Annotated in this window: 14 protein-coding genes and 2 pseudogenes; 9 read left to right on the top strand and 7 right to left on the bottom strand. The window is 57.6% G+C overall.

Features of this window, described 5'->3' with window-relative positions:
• Positions 1–213: 213 nt before the first annotated feature.
• From EGJ09_RS25585 to EGJ09_RS25565, 5 genes are all read left to right on the top strand, one after another.
• Positions 214–1218, top strand: coding sequence for a CBASS cGAMP-activated phospholipase (locus EGJ09_RS25585; RefSeq protein ID WP_125925111.1), 1005 nt, complete (start codon positions 214–216; stop codon positions 1216–1218).
• Positions 1219–2367, top strand: coding sequence for a cyclic GMP-AMP synthase DncV-like nucleotidyltransferase (locus EGJ09_RS25580; protein ID WP_125925110.1), 1149 nt, complete (start codon positions 1219–1221; stop codon positions 2365–2367). It begins immediately after the preceding gene.
• Positions 2368–2371: 4 nt separating this feature from the next.
• Positions 2372–3997, top strand: coding sequence for a ThiF family adenylyltransferase (locus EGJ09_RS25575; protein WP_125925109.1), 1626 nt, complete (start codon positions 2372–2374; stop codon positions 3995–3997).
• Positions 3994–4485 carry a Mov34/MPN/PAD-1 family protein gene (locus tag EGJ09_RS25570; protein WP_256658466.1) on the top strand — a complete coding sequence of 164 codons (492 nt, stop codon included), beginning with the start codon at positions 3994–3996 and terminating at the stop codon, positions 4483–4485. The genes EGJ09_RS25575 and EGJ09_RS25570 overlap by 4 nt, the downstream gene beginning before the upstream one ends.
• Before the next feature lie 467 nt (positions 4486–4952).
• Positions 4953–5954 (top strand): DUF4917 family protein, encoded by a 1002-nt coding sequence (locus tag EGJ09_RS25565; RefSeq protein ID WP_125925107.1) that lies wholly within the window; start codon positions 4953–4955, stop codon positions 5952–5954.
• 42 nt (positions 5955–5996) lie between these two features.
• Here EGJ09_RS25565 and EGJ09_RS25560 read toward each other — a convergent pair whose 3' ends face one another.
• Entirely contained in the window at positions 5997–6320 is a 324-nt protein-coding gene (locus EGJ09_RS25560) for a hypothetical protein (protein ID WP_125925106.1), read from the bottom strand.
• A gap of 560 nt (positions 6321–6880) precedes the next feature.
• Here EGJ09_RS25560 and EGJ09_RS25555 point away from each other — a divergent pair.
• Positions 6881–7492: an FMN-dependent NADH-azoreductase gene (locus EGJ09_RS25555; protein ID WP_115274714.1), complete on the top strand. Its 612-nt coding sequence runs from the start codon at positions 6881–6883 to the stop codon at positions 7490–7492.
• A gap of 60 nt (positions 7493–7552) precedes the next feature.
• On the opposite strand, the gene EGJ09_RS25550 is transcribed toward EGJ09_RS25555, so the two are convergent.
• The 6 genes and pseudogenes from EGJ09_RS25550 to EGJ09_RS25525 form a co-directional block, all read right to left on the bottom strand.
• Positions 7553–8746: an MFS transporter gene (locus EGJ09_RS25550; protein ID WP_125925105.1), complete on the bottom strand. Its 1194-nt coding sequence runs from the start codon at positions 8744–8746 to the stop codon at positions 7553–7555.
• A 186-nt stretch (positions 8747–8932) separates the two neighbouring features.
• Positions 8933–10519 carry an ABC-F family ATPase gene (locus EGJ09_RS25545; protein ID WP_012314600.1) on the bottom strand — a complete coding sequence of 529 codons (1587 nt, stop codon included), beginning with the start codon at positions 10517–10519 and terminating at the stop codon, positions 8933–8935.
• A 20-nt stretch (positions 10520–10539) separates the two neighbouring features.
• Positions 10540–10734: pseudogene (locus EGJ09_RS26885) on the bottom strand (site-specific integrase); the annotation flags it as partial.
• A gap of 190 nt (positions 10735–10924) precedes the next feature.
• Complete coding sequence (locus EGJ09_RS25535; protein WP_231386186.1) at positions 10925–11272, bottom strand: hypothetical protein; 348 nt, start codon at positions 11270–11272, stop codon at positions 10925–10927.
• A 1-nt stretch (position 11273) separates the two neighbouring features.
• A pseudogene (locus tag EGJ09_RS25530) lies at positions 11274–11759 on the bottom strand (SOS response-associated peptidase family protein); the annotation flags it as partial.
• Between the two features lie 141 nt (positions 11760–11900).
• Entirely contained in the window at positions 11901–12758 is an 858-nt protein-coding gene (locus EGJ09_RS25525; protein ID WP_125925104.1) for a LysR substrate-binding domain-containing protein, read from the bottom strand.
• A gap of 165 nt (positions 12759–12923) precedes the next feature.
• On the opposite strand from EGJ09_RS25525, the gene phnD reads away from it, so the two are divergent.
• The 3 genes from phnD to EGJ09_RS25510 all read left to right on the top strand — a co-directional run.
• Positions 12924–13739: a phosphonate ABC transporter substrate-binding protein gene (gene phnD / locus EGJ09_RS25520; protein WP_251962699.1), complete on the top strand. Its 816-nt coding sequence runs from the start codon at positions 12924–12926 to the stop codon at positions 13737–13739.
• Complete coding sequence (phnC, locus tag EGJ09_RS25515; protein WP_125925103.1) at positions 13736–14530, top strand: phosphonate ABC transporter ATP-binding protein; 795 nt, start codon at positions 13736–13738, stop codon at positions 14528–14530. Before phnD ends, phnC begins: the two co-directional genes overlap by 4 nt.
• Positions 14531–14532: 2 nt before the next feature.
• Positions 14533–15071: ABC transporter permease (locus tag EGJ09_RS25510; protein WP_148101102.1), on the top strand; the 539-nt coding region annotated here is incomplete at its 3' end.

Genomic DNA, 15071 nt, shown 5'->3' with positions numbered 1-15071 from the left:
AGATCTGTCTTCTCAGCAGCGCATTGAGAGGTAAGGGCAGCAACAGACGTAAATTCGGCGCTGGTAAATTGACTCCGCGTGCGCGAGAGGTGTTGACCTGTCAAAAAAACGTAGCGTATTCTCTATATGGTGTGCTCTCATAATTTTAGGCACTATATGTAGTGTTTTTCGTGTTTGGCCATTATTATGCCGCTAGGGACTGGAGGTTGATTCATGTCAAATGGGTCTGGACCGCGTACGTATCACGTATTGGCACTGTCTGGGGGTGGTTATCGGGGGCTGTACACGGCGACCATCCTTGCAGAGCTAGAGCAGGCTCTGGGCCGACCGATCGCCTCGCATTTCGATTTGATCTGCGGTACGTCGGCGGGAGGCCTGCTCGCATTAGGTTTGGCCAGCGAGATCCCTGCCCCCGAACTGAAGTCATTATTCGAAGACCAGGGAAAGCAAATTTTCGGTGTCCGCAGCTGGTGGCGTCGGCGGGTCGGAATGTACTTCAAGGCCAAGCATTCCAACCACGGCCTCAAGTCGGTTTTGGAGCAGCGGTTTGGTACAGCGACTATCGGTGATTTGAAGCATCGAGTACTCATCCCAGCCGTTAATTTCACCACGGGGCGGGGTCAGTTCTTCAAGACTCCCCATCACCAGACCTTCGAGCTTGATCACCGACTCAGCATCGTCGACGTAGCTTTGGCTACTTCCGCCGCGCCGGTATATTTCCCTTCTGTTCGCAATCCCCGAGGTGTCTTTGTAGATGGCGGCCTGGTGGGCAACGCACCCGGTTTGTTTGGACTGCATGAGATACGCACCTTCCTAGACAAAGACCCCCAGGCCATTGTGCGAGTTTTGGCTATCGGAACCATGACCATCGGGGCAACGATTAGCGGTAAAACCAGCCTAGATCGAGGCATTCTTGGTTGGGGTGGGAGTCTTTTCGATCTGGTGATCTCGGCTCAGGAATCGTCTGTCGACTACATGCTCACGCAGTCGATAGGAGAGCGATATTTCAAAATTGACGACCAAGTCACTCCTCAGCAAAGCAGTGATGTGAAGTCACTTGATGAGGTAACCACCGCTTCCACCAACACGCTTCGCGATCGTGGCGCCAGTGCAGCACAGCGTGCACTTGGAGATCCGCGCTTCGCACCTTTCCGTACTCACGTCCCAACAAGTCCCATTTTCTACCATGGCCCCAACAAAAACTCGGAGGGGGTGTAAATGCTCGACCTTTCTAAGCTGTTCCACACCGAAACGACAGACGACTGCCTGTTGGAAGCGCTAGAGCTTACTGACGTCGAGCGAGCTTACATCGCCGCTGCCAAGGAAGACGTGCGCAACTGCTTGCGGACAGGTGTCCCCCGTGTCCTCAGAGACATGGGGTACAAGGGGGAGGTGCCAAAGCCACGTTTCTTCACGCAGGGCTCCTGGGCTTACAAGACCCTCAATGCGCCTGCGCATATCCCGCCGCAACAGGGCGATTGCGATGACGGCGCTTACCTTCCAATCAGTTTCTTGAAAGGAACAAGAAGGCCGAGTGTTGCAAGCGCAGTTTTTTTCACAGCTGCGGAAACTGCCCTTGAAGATTTGGTAAAGGAAAACCAAGCACTGGGGTGGAAACTGATCCGCGACAAAGACACCTGCATCCGAATCCAGATCTCAACCACGGCACACATTGATATCCCACTGTACTCGATCCCCGACGAAGAATTTGTCACCTTAGCTAAGGCGGCTACGCGTAGCGGGTATATGAGTTTCGATGAAGCATTCAACGCGCGGGGGGCCGAGTCGTGGGCTGATCTTCCTACCGACCAGGTAATGCTCGCACACAGGAAGGATGACTGGGTTAGCTCAGACCCGCGGCCTGTGAAGAACTGGTTCGTCGACCAGGTAACGGACAAGGGCGAGCAGCTTCGTAGAATTGTGCGATACCTAAAGGCCTACCGTGACTGGCAGTGGAAGGCCGGTGGACCTTCCTCAATCTTGCTGATGGCAGTCGCAACGCCACTTTTCACCAAAGTGAAGGGTAGGGATGACTTGGCGCTTCTGGAGGTACTCAAAGGGCTTCCTGATGCACTGCGTAAAGGCGTTAATAACCCAGTCGATGAGTCAGAGAGCCTTACCGCGCGACTCAGTGCTGAGGAGCTTGAAGAAGCTGCTGAGCAATTTGAGAAACTTGAGTCGAATCTCAACGGGGCGGTCAACGCATCTGACCCAGCCTCCGCATGTGTTTGGCTTCGCAAGATGTTTGGTCCTCGCTTCCCTGAGCGCACCGATCTTGTGAGGGTCGTAACGGTCGCTTCAACGATAGCTGCTATCCCGGCCGAATCAGCAGCCAGTGAGTTCGTTGGTACTTCCAAGGCAGGGTAGGCTCATGGGCTCGAAAAACGAGGCAGTCATTGAAGCGCTAGAAGCGCGCGGTTTCCGTTACGTTGGGCGTGACGCGCAAAGATGGCTGTCCTTTGTGGGAGATCTGAGCACCAGTGAAGGCGCACACGGCTGCGAGCTTGAGGTTGATCCAGAGTTTTATGAGCTGCCGCGGGTGCGGCTCATCAGAGTACCTGCCGCTTTACGTCCCATTGCCCCTCATATCGGAGAAAATGGGAGTATCTGCTACCTCACCAAAAGCACAGTGGTTCTCGATTTCTTCGACCCCGTTGGCCAAACATTGCGTTGTATTGACGAGGCGCAGAGCGTCTTGGGCAAGGTTCTCCGGAAGGAGATGGTGGAAGATTTAACGGAAGAGTTTTTTGTCCACTGGTACGCGAATCAATGCCTTTTTGATGTCCAGAGGCCTATCCTCGGTGAGGTACCTGGTTTCTGTCTGCTCGGACGCAGTGGTGAACGGTATCCCGTCATAACCGACGACCTCGGGGCTACCGCATTGAAGCTGGATGTGATGGGTTTCGAAGCGAAACGCGAGCGAATCCCGGCTTACATCGTGAAAACGGACGTTGAGCCAAGGCCTGGCCAGAAAGAATGGCCACCCAGAACGGTGGCAGAGTTTTTGGAGTGGCAACGGCAGCTGGACGGACGCTGTGCAAGGAAGGCCGAACAGCGCCTTGGTGAGGCCTCACGTCTGACGAAGCAAGATGCTCTAATCATCATCAAGTCGCCGAAACTGCTATATGGGGTCCATGTACATTTTGACCAATCGGTACTGCCTGCCGAAAAACGTGCAGTTGCCCGCGGCACTCAGCGCCTGTACAGCTACAAAATCTCTCGTCTGCATGTTTTGCGCTTGGATAACGAATACCTAGCTCAGCGCAATATCCCTGGCATGAAAACACTGGCCGGTAAGAGGATTGCTGTCGTGGGCTGTGGAACGATAGGTGGGTACCTCATTGATGCGCTGGCTAAAGCCGGGGCAGGCACTGGCGGTGGACAGTTGACCATCGTCGACTACGAAGTACTTGGGCCTCAGAACCTCGGCCGACACCGCCTGGGAATGGCGCACCTATTCGCGAACAAAGCATCTGGGATGCGCTTAACGCTTCAGCTCGACAACCCTTCAGTGTCGGTTCGCGCTCTGGAGGTTGATGCGCGGCATGCTCACCTAGGAACAGTTGATTTGTTGATTGATGCAACGGGTGACGAGTCGCTCGGGCACTGGTTGGCTGCACGCTATGCCAATCAAATCCCTATGCTCTCGATATGGATCGAAGGCCCTGGTATTGCCGTCCGTGGCCTGATGAAGATGCCAGGATCAAGCGCATGCTACCGATGCCTATGCAATCACCAGCGTGCAGGAGGCTTGCCTACCGTAGAGGGAGCAATGCCGGTCTTGCGGGCGGGGCATGGGTGTGAGGGCTTATATGTCCCGTTTCCTGCAACGGTTTCTCTTCAAGCAGCGGCACTTGGCACCGAAATGGCACTGGCCTGGATTAATAACGCAGAAAGCCCCTCGCTGCGGACCAGAATGACAGACTCTGCGTACGAGCTAGCTACACCTGACTGCGACGTGTTGAAAGCAGAGAGGTGCCCGGCTTGCAGCAAATGATGGATTGGACCGCCAATGAAGGCCGTTTTCTGATTCACCTTCTTCCTGATGTGATGGCAGTGTTTGAGGCGTATGTTCAGAGGAGTCTCCCGGATCCCGAGAGTGGCGGCATCCTTCTCGGAACTGTGCATGGGCCGCATATTGAGGTCACCCATGCAACCCCACCGTTCCCGACCGATAGAAGGACTCGATACAGCTTTGAGCGGGGCTCAAAAGGCCACACCGAAGTGGCTGATCAGATGTGGGAGGAGAGCAGGGGAATCATTCGCTACATTGGTGAATGGCATACGCACCCTGAGGATTATCCATCACCTTCGGGCATAGATCTGAGAGAGTGGAAGATCTCCGCAGCGAAGCGCACGGATGGTCGGCCGGTGATTGGCCTGATCGTGGGGCGGAAGGGGATCTATATCCAAGGCACCTCTGCTGCGGGAAAAGCCATCGTTTACCAAACACTGCTGGGAAATTGCCCTGCACTAGACCAGTAATTTCACCCGTTTTCATTAGACTTGATCATTTGCAAGCAGAGCTAGGGGCGAAAGCAGCCAGCCGCGACCAGCAGCTGACAACCGTAGCGGACGCTCATGATGCAAATGACTTTCTCAAGGAGCTTCGCTCTGAGGTTCCCTATCAGCGACACCATGTATCGACCCACTCCCACCCTGGCCAACCTCCACACTGCCCATTGACAGCCGTAGAGCCGAACAATGGGATTGCCAAGGAGGGTACTTTGATCTGGCTGGAGGTACGGGTGGCGATAGAGAGTGGGGCTGAACAGGCCGCATCCGGAGGCGGAATGGAAGCTGATGGCCTACCTGATGCAAGCGACGCTGATCGCATCGATCACCGAAATTAATCGTCACGCCGCGATTCCTTAGTCAAAAGTTAGCGCATCAACTTTCTCTTTAGAATAAGGTATGGTTTGCGCTCAGACGTGAACAGTATGAGGGAAACCATGCCGCATGAGATTCATCCTTGGGCGCAGATAGCGGAGAATTACGGGCACACGCTGTTACTGGGAAACGGTGCCAGCATCGCAGTAAATCAAAGCTTTAGTTACGGCTCTTTGCTTGAGCACGCCAGAGAGCAAGGTCTCTTGGTAGATGACGTCGAGCGCTTGTTTGGTTTTTTTGAGACAGAAGACTTCGAACTGATCCTCCGAATTGTGTGGCAGGCCACGAACGTCAACCGCTCCTTACAGATCCAAGACGAGCGGACGCGTGAGGCTTATGTACGCGTACGCGATTGCCTGATCGCAAGTGTTCGTAGTATCCATCCTGAGCATGGCCAGGTGAGCGAAGTGCTTCCTGCGCTCTATCAGTTCATGAAGCGATTTAAGACGGTATTATCGCTGAACTACGACCTCATCATCTACTGGGCGTCAATGCACGGCTGGAACATTCCCGATGGACATGTGATGAAGGATTGTTTCGTTGGCGGAGGCGTGTTTCATGACGAATGGAGGGAATTGCGAGAGCCGATACGGGATCAACGTTCTACAACGTTGGTTTTTTATCCGCATGGAAGTTTAATCCTCTGCCGTAATCGAATCGAACAAGAGCACAAGATTCATAACCGCGATGCGGGGTTGCTGGAAGCCATTCTAGATCGGTGGCGAAGTGAGACGGTGGTACCTTTGTTCGTCAGCGAAGGAACCTGGCAGCAGAAAGTTGCCTCCATCCAGAATAGTTACTACCTGTCCACGGTATACCGCGAGGTCCTTCCATCTGAAACGGAATCGTTGGTGGTCTATGGCTGGGGCTTTGGCGAGCAGGATCTGCATTTGCTCAAGCGAATGTGCGGTGCTGGCATTCAGCGCGTTGCCGTTTCTGTCTACGGTGCTGATCAAGCCTATTGCAACCGTGTCCTACCAATCATAGAGCAGGCTCTTGGCGCGGTTCAGGTGGACTTCTTCGATAGTCAGAGCCCGGGCTGCTGGAGTCAGGCAGCCGTCTAGCGCCGGGTAAGCGCAGCCTCCCTCAGGAGGCTGCGTTCTTACTTATTTTTTTGTACGTGTATCGGCAAAGTTTGCACTCTTGAAGTGCTTGCTGAGATGCTCGATAAACGTTTGCAGCAGGTGGCCGTGATAATACGCGTAGGCGTACTCATCTTTCACTACTGTCATTTTAAAGTAGAGACTCTTTTTGTCGTCAGCAATAACTGGCACCATCAATCCGGTCTCCTTCCAGTCCTTCGCAGTGTGTCGAAAGCCGTCCTTGTGCTCTTCCCAAGTATTGATTCTTCCCTTTGGTTCACTTTGATTGATCAGTTCCTTGAATTTATTCAGCAGTACTTGTGGGCTTTCTGTCCAAAAACGAATCATATAGTACCCCTAGGTTTACTTGAAGACAGAGTCATTCTGTCGGTCAATGATATTGGGACGGCCTTCATGGGTTTCAATACTTGGTTCTACGCAAATTCTGTCTTTTTCGGAACAATAAGGGCCCAGAAGTCGTGTGGGCTAGCAGAGTCGGTGTTCTAGGATCTGGCCATGCCTTGGTGAGAAAGAACACCCATAGACCTGAAATGGCTTTTCATCGCGGACTACCTGAAGGGGTCAGCCAACGCCAGGGGTACGAAGTCAGTCGGAGGAGTGGCTACACCACCGTGCCGAGAACAATGAGGGGAGAGGCTCGGAATCTGCTTGGACGATTACTGCCCTGGCGTAGCTAGGGAGGAGAAGAGCACAGCATTTTGACCTTTTCTGCCCCTAAACTGGTATTCCCCACAAAACGTTGAGGTCTTGCATGAGGGCTGTCTCACTGTTCTATCTGTGGGACAAACTAACGCATTTTTGCTGGCTTTTCAGCTATTCGACGGTCCGGTAGGATTCTCTCCATCGTGATCGCCCAATGCTGCGGTCTTCATTCACAGGAGAGTCCCATGAAACTGTTGCACATCGATTCGAGCATCCTGGGCGACAATTCCGCCTCGCGCCAACTGAGCCGTGAAGTGGTCCAGGCCTGGAAAGCCGCTGACCCGAGCATCGAAGTGGTCTATCGTGACCTCGCCGCCGACGCCATTGCCCACTTCTCTGCTGCCACCCTGGTTGCAGCCGGCACGCCGGAAGACGTTCGCGATGCAGCCCTTGCCTTCGAAGCCAAGCTCAGCGCCGAAACGCTGGACGAGTTTCTTGCCGCCGACGCCGTGGTGATTGGTGCGCCGATGTACAACTTCACTGTACCGACCCAGCTCAAGGCCTGGATCGACCGCGTTGCAGTGGCCGGCAAGACCTTCCGCTACACCGAGGCAGGCCCTGAAGGCCTGTGCGGTGACAAGAAAGTAGTACTGGTTTCCACCGCTGGCGGCCTGCACGCTGGCCAGCCGACCGGCGCGGGCCACGAAGACTTCCTCAAGGTGTTCCTGGGCTTCATCGGCATCACCGACCTGGAGATCGTTCGCGCCCACGGCCTGGCCTATGGCCCGGAGCACCGCAGCAAGGCCATCGATGCTGCTCAGGCGCAGATTGCCAGTGAGCTGTTCGCCACGGCATGAACAACTTGTATTAAACGAACGGCTGTCGCTTGCGCGGCGGCCGTTTTTCATGGGTAACGCTCAGCCGCGATGGCTGCGCCGCGCCAGCAACAACGTCAGGCCAACCCCGCTAAGGGCCAGCAGGGCCGCGACGCAGAATATCGACGCATAGCCAAGGTGTGCCGCCACTGCGCCCATGACCGGGCCGGCGATGGCCAATGCCATGTCGAAGAACACCGCATAGGCCCCCAGCCCGGCACCCCGGCTGCTGCTGGGCACCTGCTTGATGGCTTCAACGCCCAAGGCTGGGTACACCAGCGACAGGCCGAAACCGGTGAGGCCGGCCCCGACCAGCGCCCAGAGCGGGGAGGGCGCAAGCCACAACAGGCTCAGGCCGAGCACTTCTGTGGCCATGCAGGCAACCGCCACGTTGTAACCGCCAAAGCGGTTGACGGCGTTGACGAACAACAGCCGCGAAATGATGAAACACACACCGAAGGCACTCAGGCACAAAGCGGCGCCTGCCCATCCACGTTCCAGATAATAAAGCGTGACGAAGGTGGTCAGGGTGCCATAGCCGATCGAAGCCAGGGTCAGCCCAAGGCCGCAAGGCGCCACACGGCTGAACGCAGACCAGAACGGCAGGCGCTCACCGCGCACCACCACCACGTCCGGGCGTTTGCGCAGCACCAGCATTGCCAGGGCGGCGAGCAGTATCAAGGCTGGGCCGAGCACACTGAAATTCAGGCTATCGACTGCGAGCACGCCAACGGGGGCCCCGATGGCGATGGCACCATATGACGCGATGCCGTTCCAGGATATGACCCTGGCTGTATGTTCAGGCCCCACCTGGCTGATACCCCAGCTCAGGGTGGCAACGCCAATCAGGCCCTGTGCAAGCCCGAGCAGCACGCGCCCGCCAAGCAGCAGCGCAAGGCTCAGCAAGGGCGCATTCAAGGTCCAGGCCGAGGCCAGCGTCAATATTCCACAGGCCGCGATGCCCAGCAAACCGTAGCGGATCGCTTGCTTGCCGCCCAGCGTATCGGCCACACGGCCTGCGAAAGGCCGGCTGAGCAGGGTAGCCAGGTACTGCAGGCCGATGGTTACCCCGGCAACCACCGCACCGAAGCCCAGTTGGTCGTGTACATAGCTGGGCAGCACCGCGATCGGCAGGCCGATGCAGAGGAACGCGATGAAGGTGTAGAAAACGATCGAGAGGATCTGCAGGGTGATGGAGGCGTTGCTGCTGGTGGGGGCGGGCTGTGGCGCGGTCATTGGCTCGTTCGCGGGCGGGCGGTGGGCGTGGCCCCATCATGGCCGTTGCGCGAAGGAAATGAAAGCAGGCTAACGAGTTATTCAAAGGGAAACCGCTCCACAGTTACTGCGTAGTACCTGTGGAGCGTGGTCGCCATATAAAGAGGTCGGCCTGGTCACCTCAAAGGGCCAGGCCGGCTAGCGACTTCAGACCAGCACACCCTGGCTGCGCAGGTAGTCGTCATAGGTGCCGCTGAAGTCCACCACACCGTCCGGCGACAGTTCGATGATGCGGGTCGCCAACGACGACACGAACTCGCGGTCATGGCTGACGAACAGCAAAGTGCCCGGGTAGTTTTCCAGCGCCAGGTTCAGCGCCTCGATCGACTCCATATCCAGGTGGTTGGTGGGTTCGTCCATCACCAGCACGTTCGGCTTCTGCAGGATCAGCTTGCCGAACAGCATGCGGCCCTGTTCACCACCGGAAATCACCTTGACCGACTTGAGGATCTCGTCGTTGGAGAACAGCATGCGCCCCAAGGTGCCACGGATGACCTGCTCACCCGAGGTCCACTGGCCCATCCAGTCGAACAGGGTCATGTCGTCTTCGAAATCGTGCGCATGGTCCTGAGCGTAGTAGCCCACTTCGGCGCTGTCGGTCCACTTCACCGAGCCTGCATCCGGCGTCATCTCGCCGACCAGGGTGCGCAGCAGGGTGGTTTTGCCGATACCGTTGGGGCCGATGATCGCTACGCGCTCGCCGGCTTCGACAGTGATGTCGAAATTCTTGAACAGCACCTTGTCGTCGAAGGCCTTGGCCATTTTTTCCACGACGACAGCCTGGCGGTGCAGCTTCTTGGTCTGCTCGAAACGGATGAACGGGCTGACCCGGCTCGAAGGCTTGACCTCGGCCAGCTGGATCTTGTCGATCTGCTTGGCACGCGAGGTTGCCTGCTTGGCTTTGGAGGCGTTGGCCGAGAAGCGGCTGACAAAGGTCTGCAGTTCAGCGATCTGGGCTTTTTTCTTGGCATTGTCCGACAGCAACTGCTCGCGCGACTGGGTGGCCGCGGTCATGTACTCGTCGTAGTTGCCCGGGAACAGGCGCAGCTCACCGTAGTCCAGGTCGGCCATGTGAGTGCACACGCTGTTCAGGAAGTGCCGGTCGTGGGAAATGATGATCATGGTGCTGTTACGCGCCGTCAGAATCGTTTCCAGCCAGCGGATGGTGTTGATGTCCAGGTGGTTGGTCGGTTCGTCGAGCAGCAGCACGTCCGGGTCGGAGAACAGCGCCTGGGCCAGCAGCACGCGCAGTTTCCAGCCCGGGGCCACTTCACTCATCGGGCCAAAGTGCTGTTCCAGCGGAATACCCAGGCCCAGCAGCAGTTCACCGGCGCGCGATTCGGCGGTGTAGCCGTCCATTTCGGCGAATTCGGTTTCCAGCTCGGCGACGGCCATGCCGTCTTCCTCGGTCATTTCCGGCAGCGAGTAGATACGGTCACGCTCGGCCTTGACCTTCCACAGCTGGGCGTGGCCCATGATCACCGTGTCGATAACGGTGAATTCCTCGTAGGCGAACTGGTCCTGACGCAGCTTGCCCAGGCGGGTGTTCGGCTCGAGCATGACCTGACCACCGGAAGGCTCCAGGTCGCCGCCGAGGATCTTCATGAAGGTCGACTTGCCACAACCGTTGGCGCCGATCAGGCCATAGCGGTTGCCGTTGTTGAATTTGACCGAGACGTTTTCGAACAGGGGCTTGGAGCCGAACTGCATGGTGATGTTAGCGGTGGAGATCAAGGAGCTTACCTATCAATAACTTACGTGGCTTCTTCGCAGCTGCGGACCAATTTTGGACCAATCTGGAGCGTTTCCCGCTCCTGCCAGTCGTTGGACGAGTTAATCCAGCGCGCATAAGTCGATAAGAGCATCTGCACGCCATGCCCGAGCTGTTGGGCGATAAATGTGGGGTTGAGACCAGACATTGAGGGTATTGTCGCATAGGTGCGGCGGCATTGGCGCATCGCGGGCGCCGTTTTATTCATCGCGGTCTGCTTTCTGGTCGCGCAGATCGACGCATGGCTCTCGGATAAAGCCGCTTTTGGCGATGTATTCGACGGCATCGTTTTAACGACGCTCGCCGGAGGGATGTTCTACCTGGCAGGCAGAGGGTGACCCTGGCTGGCAGACTACCCTGCAGACACTTCAGGGCTTGTACTGAATGGTGTACGACGCATCCGTTTGAGGGTCAATGGTAATCGGCATGCCGAACAGCTTCCCTTTACATTCACTGACGACGCAGCGATAAACGGACCCCTGCCTGAGCTGTGCCCACAAGCCTTCGTCATGTATCACGATACACACGACGCGGTTTTCCGGATCCTCTCTGACCTGAGCGACGTGGTGGTCCAGGTCGCAACCGAAATCGGCAGTGGTAAACTCTGGATCGTAGCCGATCAGCACACCATGCCTTTTCAGATCGTCCCTGATACGCTCAATCACGTCGTCTGCTTCTTGTTTTAGCATGATCGTTATCTCACGGTGCTTGAACATATCAAAACTCTAGCTGACCCTGCCGGTCTTCGCTGTTTATCGGTGCAACCAACGATGCACCCTCATTCCTGACATTGCCCACCGCCTTGTCTACTGGAAACCAACGAAAGTCCGCTGCCGGCCTGCAGCCCTGTTCCACGATCGCCGAAGCCCGCTCTGGTGATGTGCTTGGGGCGATCCATTCCCGGGCAAGCTCAGGGGTCAACACCAAGGGCTTTCGGTCGTGGATGTCGATCAGGCCCTCGTCCGCAGTTGCGGTGATGATAACGAACCCATCGCGCTCATCCGGCTCAATGCTCTGATGCACCTCAGCGAGCGCTGCGAAGTAGAGTGGCCCTCCATCAGCGCTGGTAATGTAGTACGGCTGCTTGCGCTTCGGCTCCGCTGGATCGGGTATCCATTCGAACCAGCCTTTGGCCGGCGCCAAGGCTCTCCCCCCCGGCCAAAGTCCTTTGAAAAACGTGCCCGTCACCACTGTCTCGGCTCGACCACCTGCCTTGGAAAACCGATAGGGGTTCGATGCCCGGAACGTCCTGCACTCGCCTTGGACGTTAAGACGTCATGCTAATGGCACAGTGGCACTGTGGCACAGTGGCACTGAAGTCGATGGAGCGCCAACTTTCCACTTTCACTGCAAGGCAATCGATAGGAAGGAGTCGATGACTCGACTGCTGCGACGCTCGGCTAAGTAATACAAATAGGTTTCAGTGAAAACTGCGTCGCCAGCGATGCGGATGACTTTCAGGCTCGGGTCGGCAATGTATTCCGCTTCCGACACTGCGCCGATGCCGAGCTTACGAATGACCGCTTCGCGTAATGCTTCGCGGCTGCCGATTTCCATGGCAATTCGTGGGCTGACGTCAGCCTCGGCCAGAGCCTGTTCCAGTGCCAATCGGGTGGTCGATCCTTGCTCGCGACGTAGAAGAGGCTGCCCCTGCAGGGCTTGCAGCGGCACCTCATCATGCCGGGCAAACGGGTGGTCGACATGGGCGAAGAGAATGACCGGATGACGCGCGTAGCGCTGGGCGACGAATGCAGGATCGTCCTGCAGCCCCGCCAGTACACCGATGTCGCTCACGTAGTTTTCCAGATCGGCCAGCACTGAGGCTGAGTTGCCGACACGAATAGAGACATCGATCTGCGGATACTGGGCCTGGTAACGGTCAACCATTTCGATCACATGGAACGGGCCGACCGCGCCGATGCGCAGTTGCCCGCGGTTGAGCTTGCCAGCATCGCGCAGCAGGTTGGCAGCTTCGGCTTCTAGCAGCGCCAGTTGACCGGCGATGGGCAGCAATGCACGGCCCACTGTGGTCAGTTCGATACGCCGTCCGCGCCGGTGGAACAGCTCGAGGTTGAATTCGCGTTCCAGGGCCTGAACCTGATTGGTGGCTGTCGGCTGGCTCAGGCCGATGGCTCTCGCTCCAGCGCTGAAGCTGGCATGGCGGGCAACGGCAAGAAACGTACGCAGTCGGGCAGATGACATCTATAGATCCTTTGAATGGAAAGCGCTCGAAAACCATATTGAACTGATGCGTTGACTGTCACATGACAGCCCTAGCTTTGGCCTCACCAAAAACAACCCTGCGGTGACGCCATGATCTCTTTTGCCAGCCTGTGCCGTTCTGCCCGCTTTATCCTGCTGCCTCTGATGTTTACTTCAGCCGTACAGGCCCAGGAGATCCTGACCGTCGGCCTGATACCTTCCGAAGACTCTCAAGCGATGATCAAAAGCAGCCAGTTGGTGCTCGACCAGCTTGAGCAGCGCTTGGGCATGCCGGTCAAACCCTTCGTTGCCACAGACTACAACGGCGTGATCGAAGCCCTGCGTGCGGGCAAATTGGATGTTGCCTACCTGGGGCCGTTCTCTTATGTGCTGGCTAAGCAGATGGCTGATGCCGAGGCGTTTGCCGTGGCCGTGACCCGTAAAACCGGCAGCAGCGCCTATCACAGCCTGATCATCGCCCGTAACGACAGTGGCATCCGCAGCCTGCAAGACCTGCACGGCAAGACATTCGCCTTTGTCGACCCCAGCTCGGCTTCGGGGCACCTGTTTCCCAAGGCGGGCCTGGAGCAGGCTGGCCACGACCCTAAAACGCTTTTCTCACGGGTGATTTTCTCTGGATCCCACGACGCGAGCATCCTCGCGGTGGAAAACCGCAAAGTGGACGCCGCAGCGGTGGCCGATCGCATCCTCGCGAGCGCGGCGCACAACGGACAGGTCAAGCAGCAGGACTTCCACGTGGTGTGGACCTCGCCGGACATTCCCGAGTCGCCGATGGTCTGGCGCAAAGGCCTCGATCCTGAGTTGCAGGCCAAATTGCGCAATGCATTCGCCGCGATCAAGGATGTCCCATGGGGCGACCAGGGCATGCTCGACGGGTTTCAGCCCACCAGCGACGCGGCCTATGACGTGGTTCGTGATACCGCCAAGGTGCTCGACCTCGACTTGCGGAGGCTGAAATGATCCGCATCCAGCAATTGGTCAAGGGCTATGCCGACAATCCGGTATTACGCGGTATCGACCTGCAGGTCGCGGCAGGCGAGTTCGTGGTGATCCTCGGCCAATCCGGTGCCGGCAAGTCCACCTTGTTGCGCTGTATCAACCGTCTGGCTCACGCTGACAGAGGCGTGCTGGAAGTCGGCGGGGTGGACGCCATGCAAGCTTCACAGCAGCGCGAACTGCGCCGGCGCGTAGCGATGATCTTCCAGCACCACAACGTGGTGCCGCGCCTTTCAGTGTTGAAGAACGTGCTGACCGGACGCCTGGCCCACTGCAGCACACTGGCCTCGCTGCTGCAGCTCTTTCGTCGAGAGGACATAGAGCTGGCCCGTGATTGCCTGAGCCGCGTCGAACTGAGCGACAAGGCCGGTGCGCGCGCAGATTCGCTATCAGGCGGGCAACTGCAGCGCGTCGGCATCGCCCGGGCGCTGGCCCAGCGTCCGGAGGTGATCCTGGCTGACGAACCGGTGGCCAGCCTAGACCCAAACACGGCACACCTGGTCATGCGTTATCTGCGCGAGGCAACCCGCACACTTGGCATCACGGTGGTGTGCAATTTGCACCAAGTGGACTTGGCACGGGCATTCGGCGACCGCATCGTGGGCCTGGCCAGTGGCCGTCTGGTATTCGACGGCCCGGCGCAGACCCTGGATGACGCCGCACTGCAGCGCATCTACCACAGTGGCGGGCCTCGTCAGGCAGGCGATTCCCCAGTGGCTGAACATCCTGTCATCGCGGCTGGCACGAGGGCCTGAACATGAATCCACGAACTCACCAATGGCTGGTGCGTACGCCGACGACATCACGCGGGTGGCTGGTCAGCGCTGTATTGCTGGCAGTGGTCCTTTGCGTGCTGCATTGGAGCGCCGAAGGTGCGCAATTGAGCTGGGGCGAGCTGGCCAGCGGCCTGCCGCAGATTGGCGACTTTCTCGGCCGCTCGCTGCCGCCGGACCTGAGTATCCTCCCAAACCTCTGGCGTCCAGCGCTGGAAACCCTGCAGATCGCGCTCTGGGGCACCCTGCTGGGGATTATCGGTGCCATCCCGCTGGGCTTGCTTGCCGCGCGCAACCTTCACGACAAGCGTTGGCTGTATCAGGGCACCCGGCAACTGCTCAACGTGATTCGTAGCATTAACGAACTGATCCTGGCGCTTGTGTTCGTTTCCGCGGTGGGCCTAGGCCCGTTCCCTGGCGTGCTGGCCCTAGCGCTGCACGGTGTGGGCATGCTCGGTAAGTTCTTCGCGGAAAGTATCGAGGAAATCGACCAGGGCCCGATCGAGGCATTGCAGGCAACGGG

Origin of the sequence: Pseudomonas sp. p106, assembly GCF_003936645.1 — a bacterium.
Classification (GTDB): domain Bacteria; phylum Pseudomonadota; class Gammaproteobacteria; order Pseudomonadales; family Pseudomonadaceae; genus Aquipseudomonas; species Aquipseudomonas putida_E.
Note: the sequence above shows the minus strand (reverse complement) of the source record. Positions and strands in the feature narration are given on the sequence as shown.

Excerpts from the sequence above, each read along its gene's own strand:
- EGJ09_RS25585 (WP_125925111.1), top strand. The coding sequence starts at position 214 with ATGTCAAATGGGTCTGGACCGCGTACGTATCACGTATTGGCACTGTCT.
- EGJ09_RS25580 (WP_125925110.1), top strand. The coding sequence starts at position 1,219 with ATGCTCGACCTTTCTAAGCTGTTCCACACCGAAACGACAGACGACTGC.
- EGJ09_RS25575 (WP_125925109.1), top strand. The coding sequence starts at position 2,372 with ATGGGCTCGAAAAACGAGGCAGTCATTGAAGCGCTAGAAGCGCGCGGT.
- EGJ09_RS25570 (WP_256658466.1), top strand. The coding sequence starts at position 3,994 with ATGATGGATTGGACCGCCAATGAAGGCCGTTTTCTGATTCACCTTCTT.
- EGJ09_RS25565 (WP_125925107.1), top strand. The coding sequence starts at position 4,953 with ATGCCGCATGAGATTCATCCTTGGGCGCAGATAGCGGAGAATTACGGG.
- EGJ09_RS25560 (WP_125925106.1), bottom strand. The coding sequence starts at position 6,320 with ATGATTCGTTTTTGGACAGAAAGCCCACAAGTACTGCTGAATAAATTC.
- EGJ09_RS25555 (WP_115274714.1), top strand. The coding sequence starts at position 6,881 with ATGAAACTGTTGCACATCGATTCGAGCATCCTGGGCGACAATTCCGCC.
- EGJ09_RS25550 (WP_125925105.1), bottom strand. The coding sequence starts at position 8,746 with ATGACCGCGCCACAGCCCGCCCCCACCAGCAGCAACGCCTCCATCACC.
- EGJ09_RS25535 (WP_231386186.1), bottom strand. The coding sequence starts at position 11,272 with ATGTTCAAGCACCGTGAGATAACGATCATGCTAAAACAAGAAGCAGAC.
- EGJ09_RS25525 (WP_125925104.1), bottom strand. The coding sequence starts at position 12,758 with ATGTCATCTGCCCGACTGCGTACGTTTCTTGCCGTTGCCCGCCATGCC.
- phnD (WP_251962699.1), top strand. The coding sequence starts at position 12,924 with ATGTTTACTTCAGCCGTACAGGCCCAGGAGATCCTGACCGTCGGCCTG.
- phnC (WP_125925103.1), top strand. The coding sequence starts at position 13,736 with ATGATCCGCATCCAGCAATTGGTCAAGGGCTATGCCGACAATCCGGTA.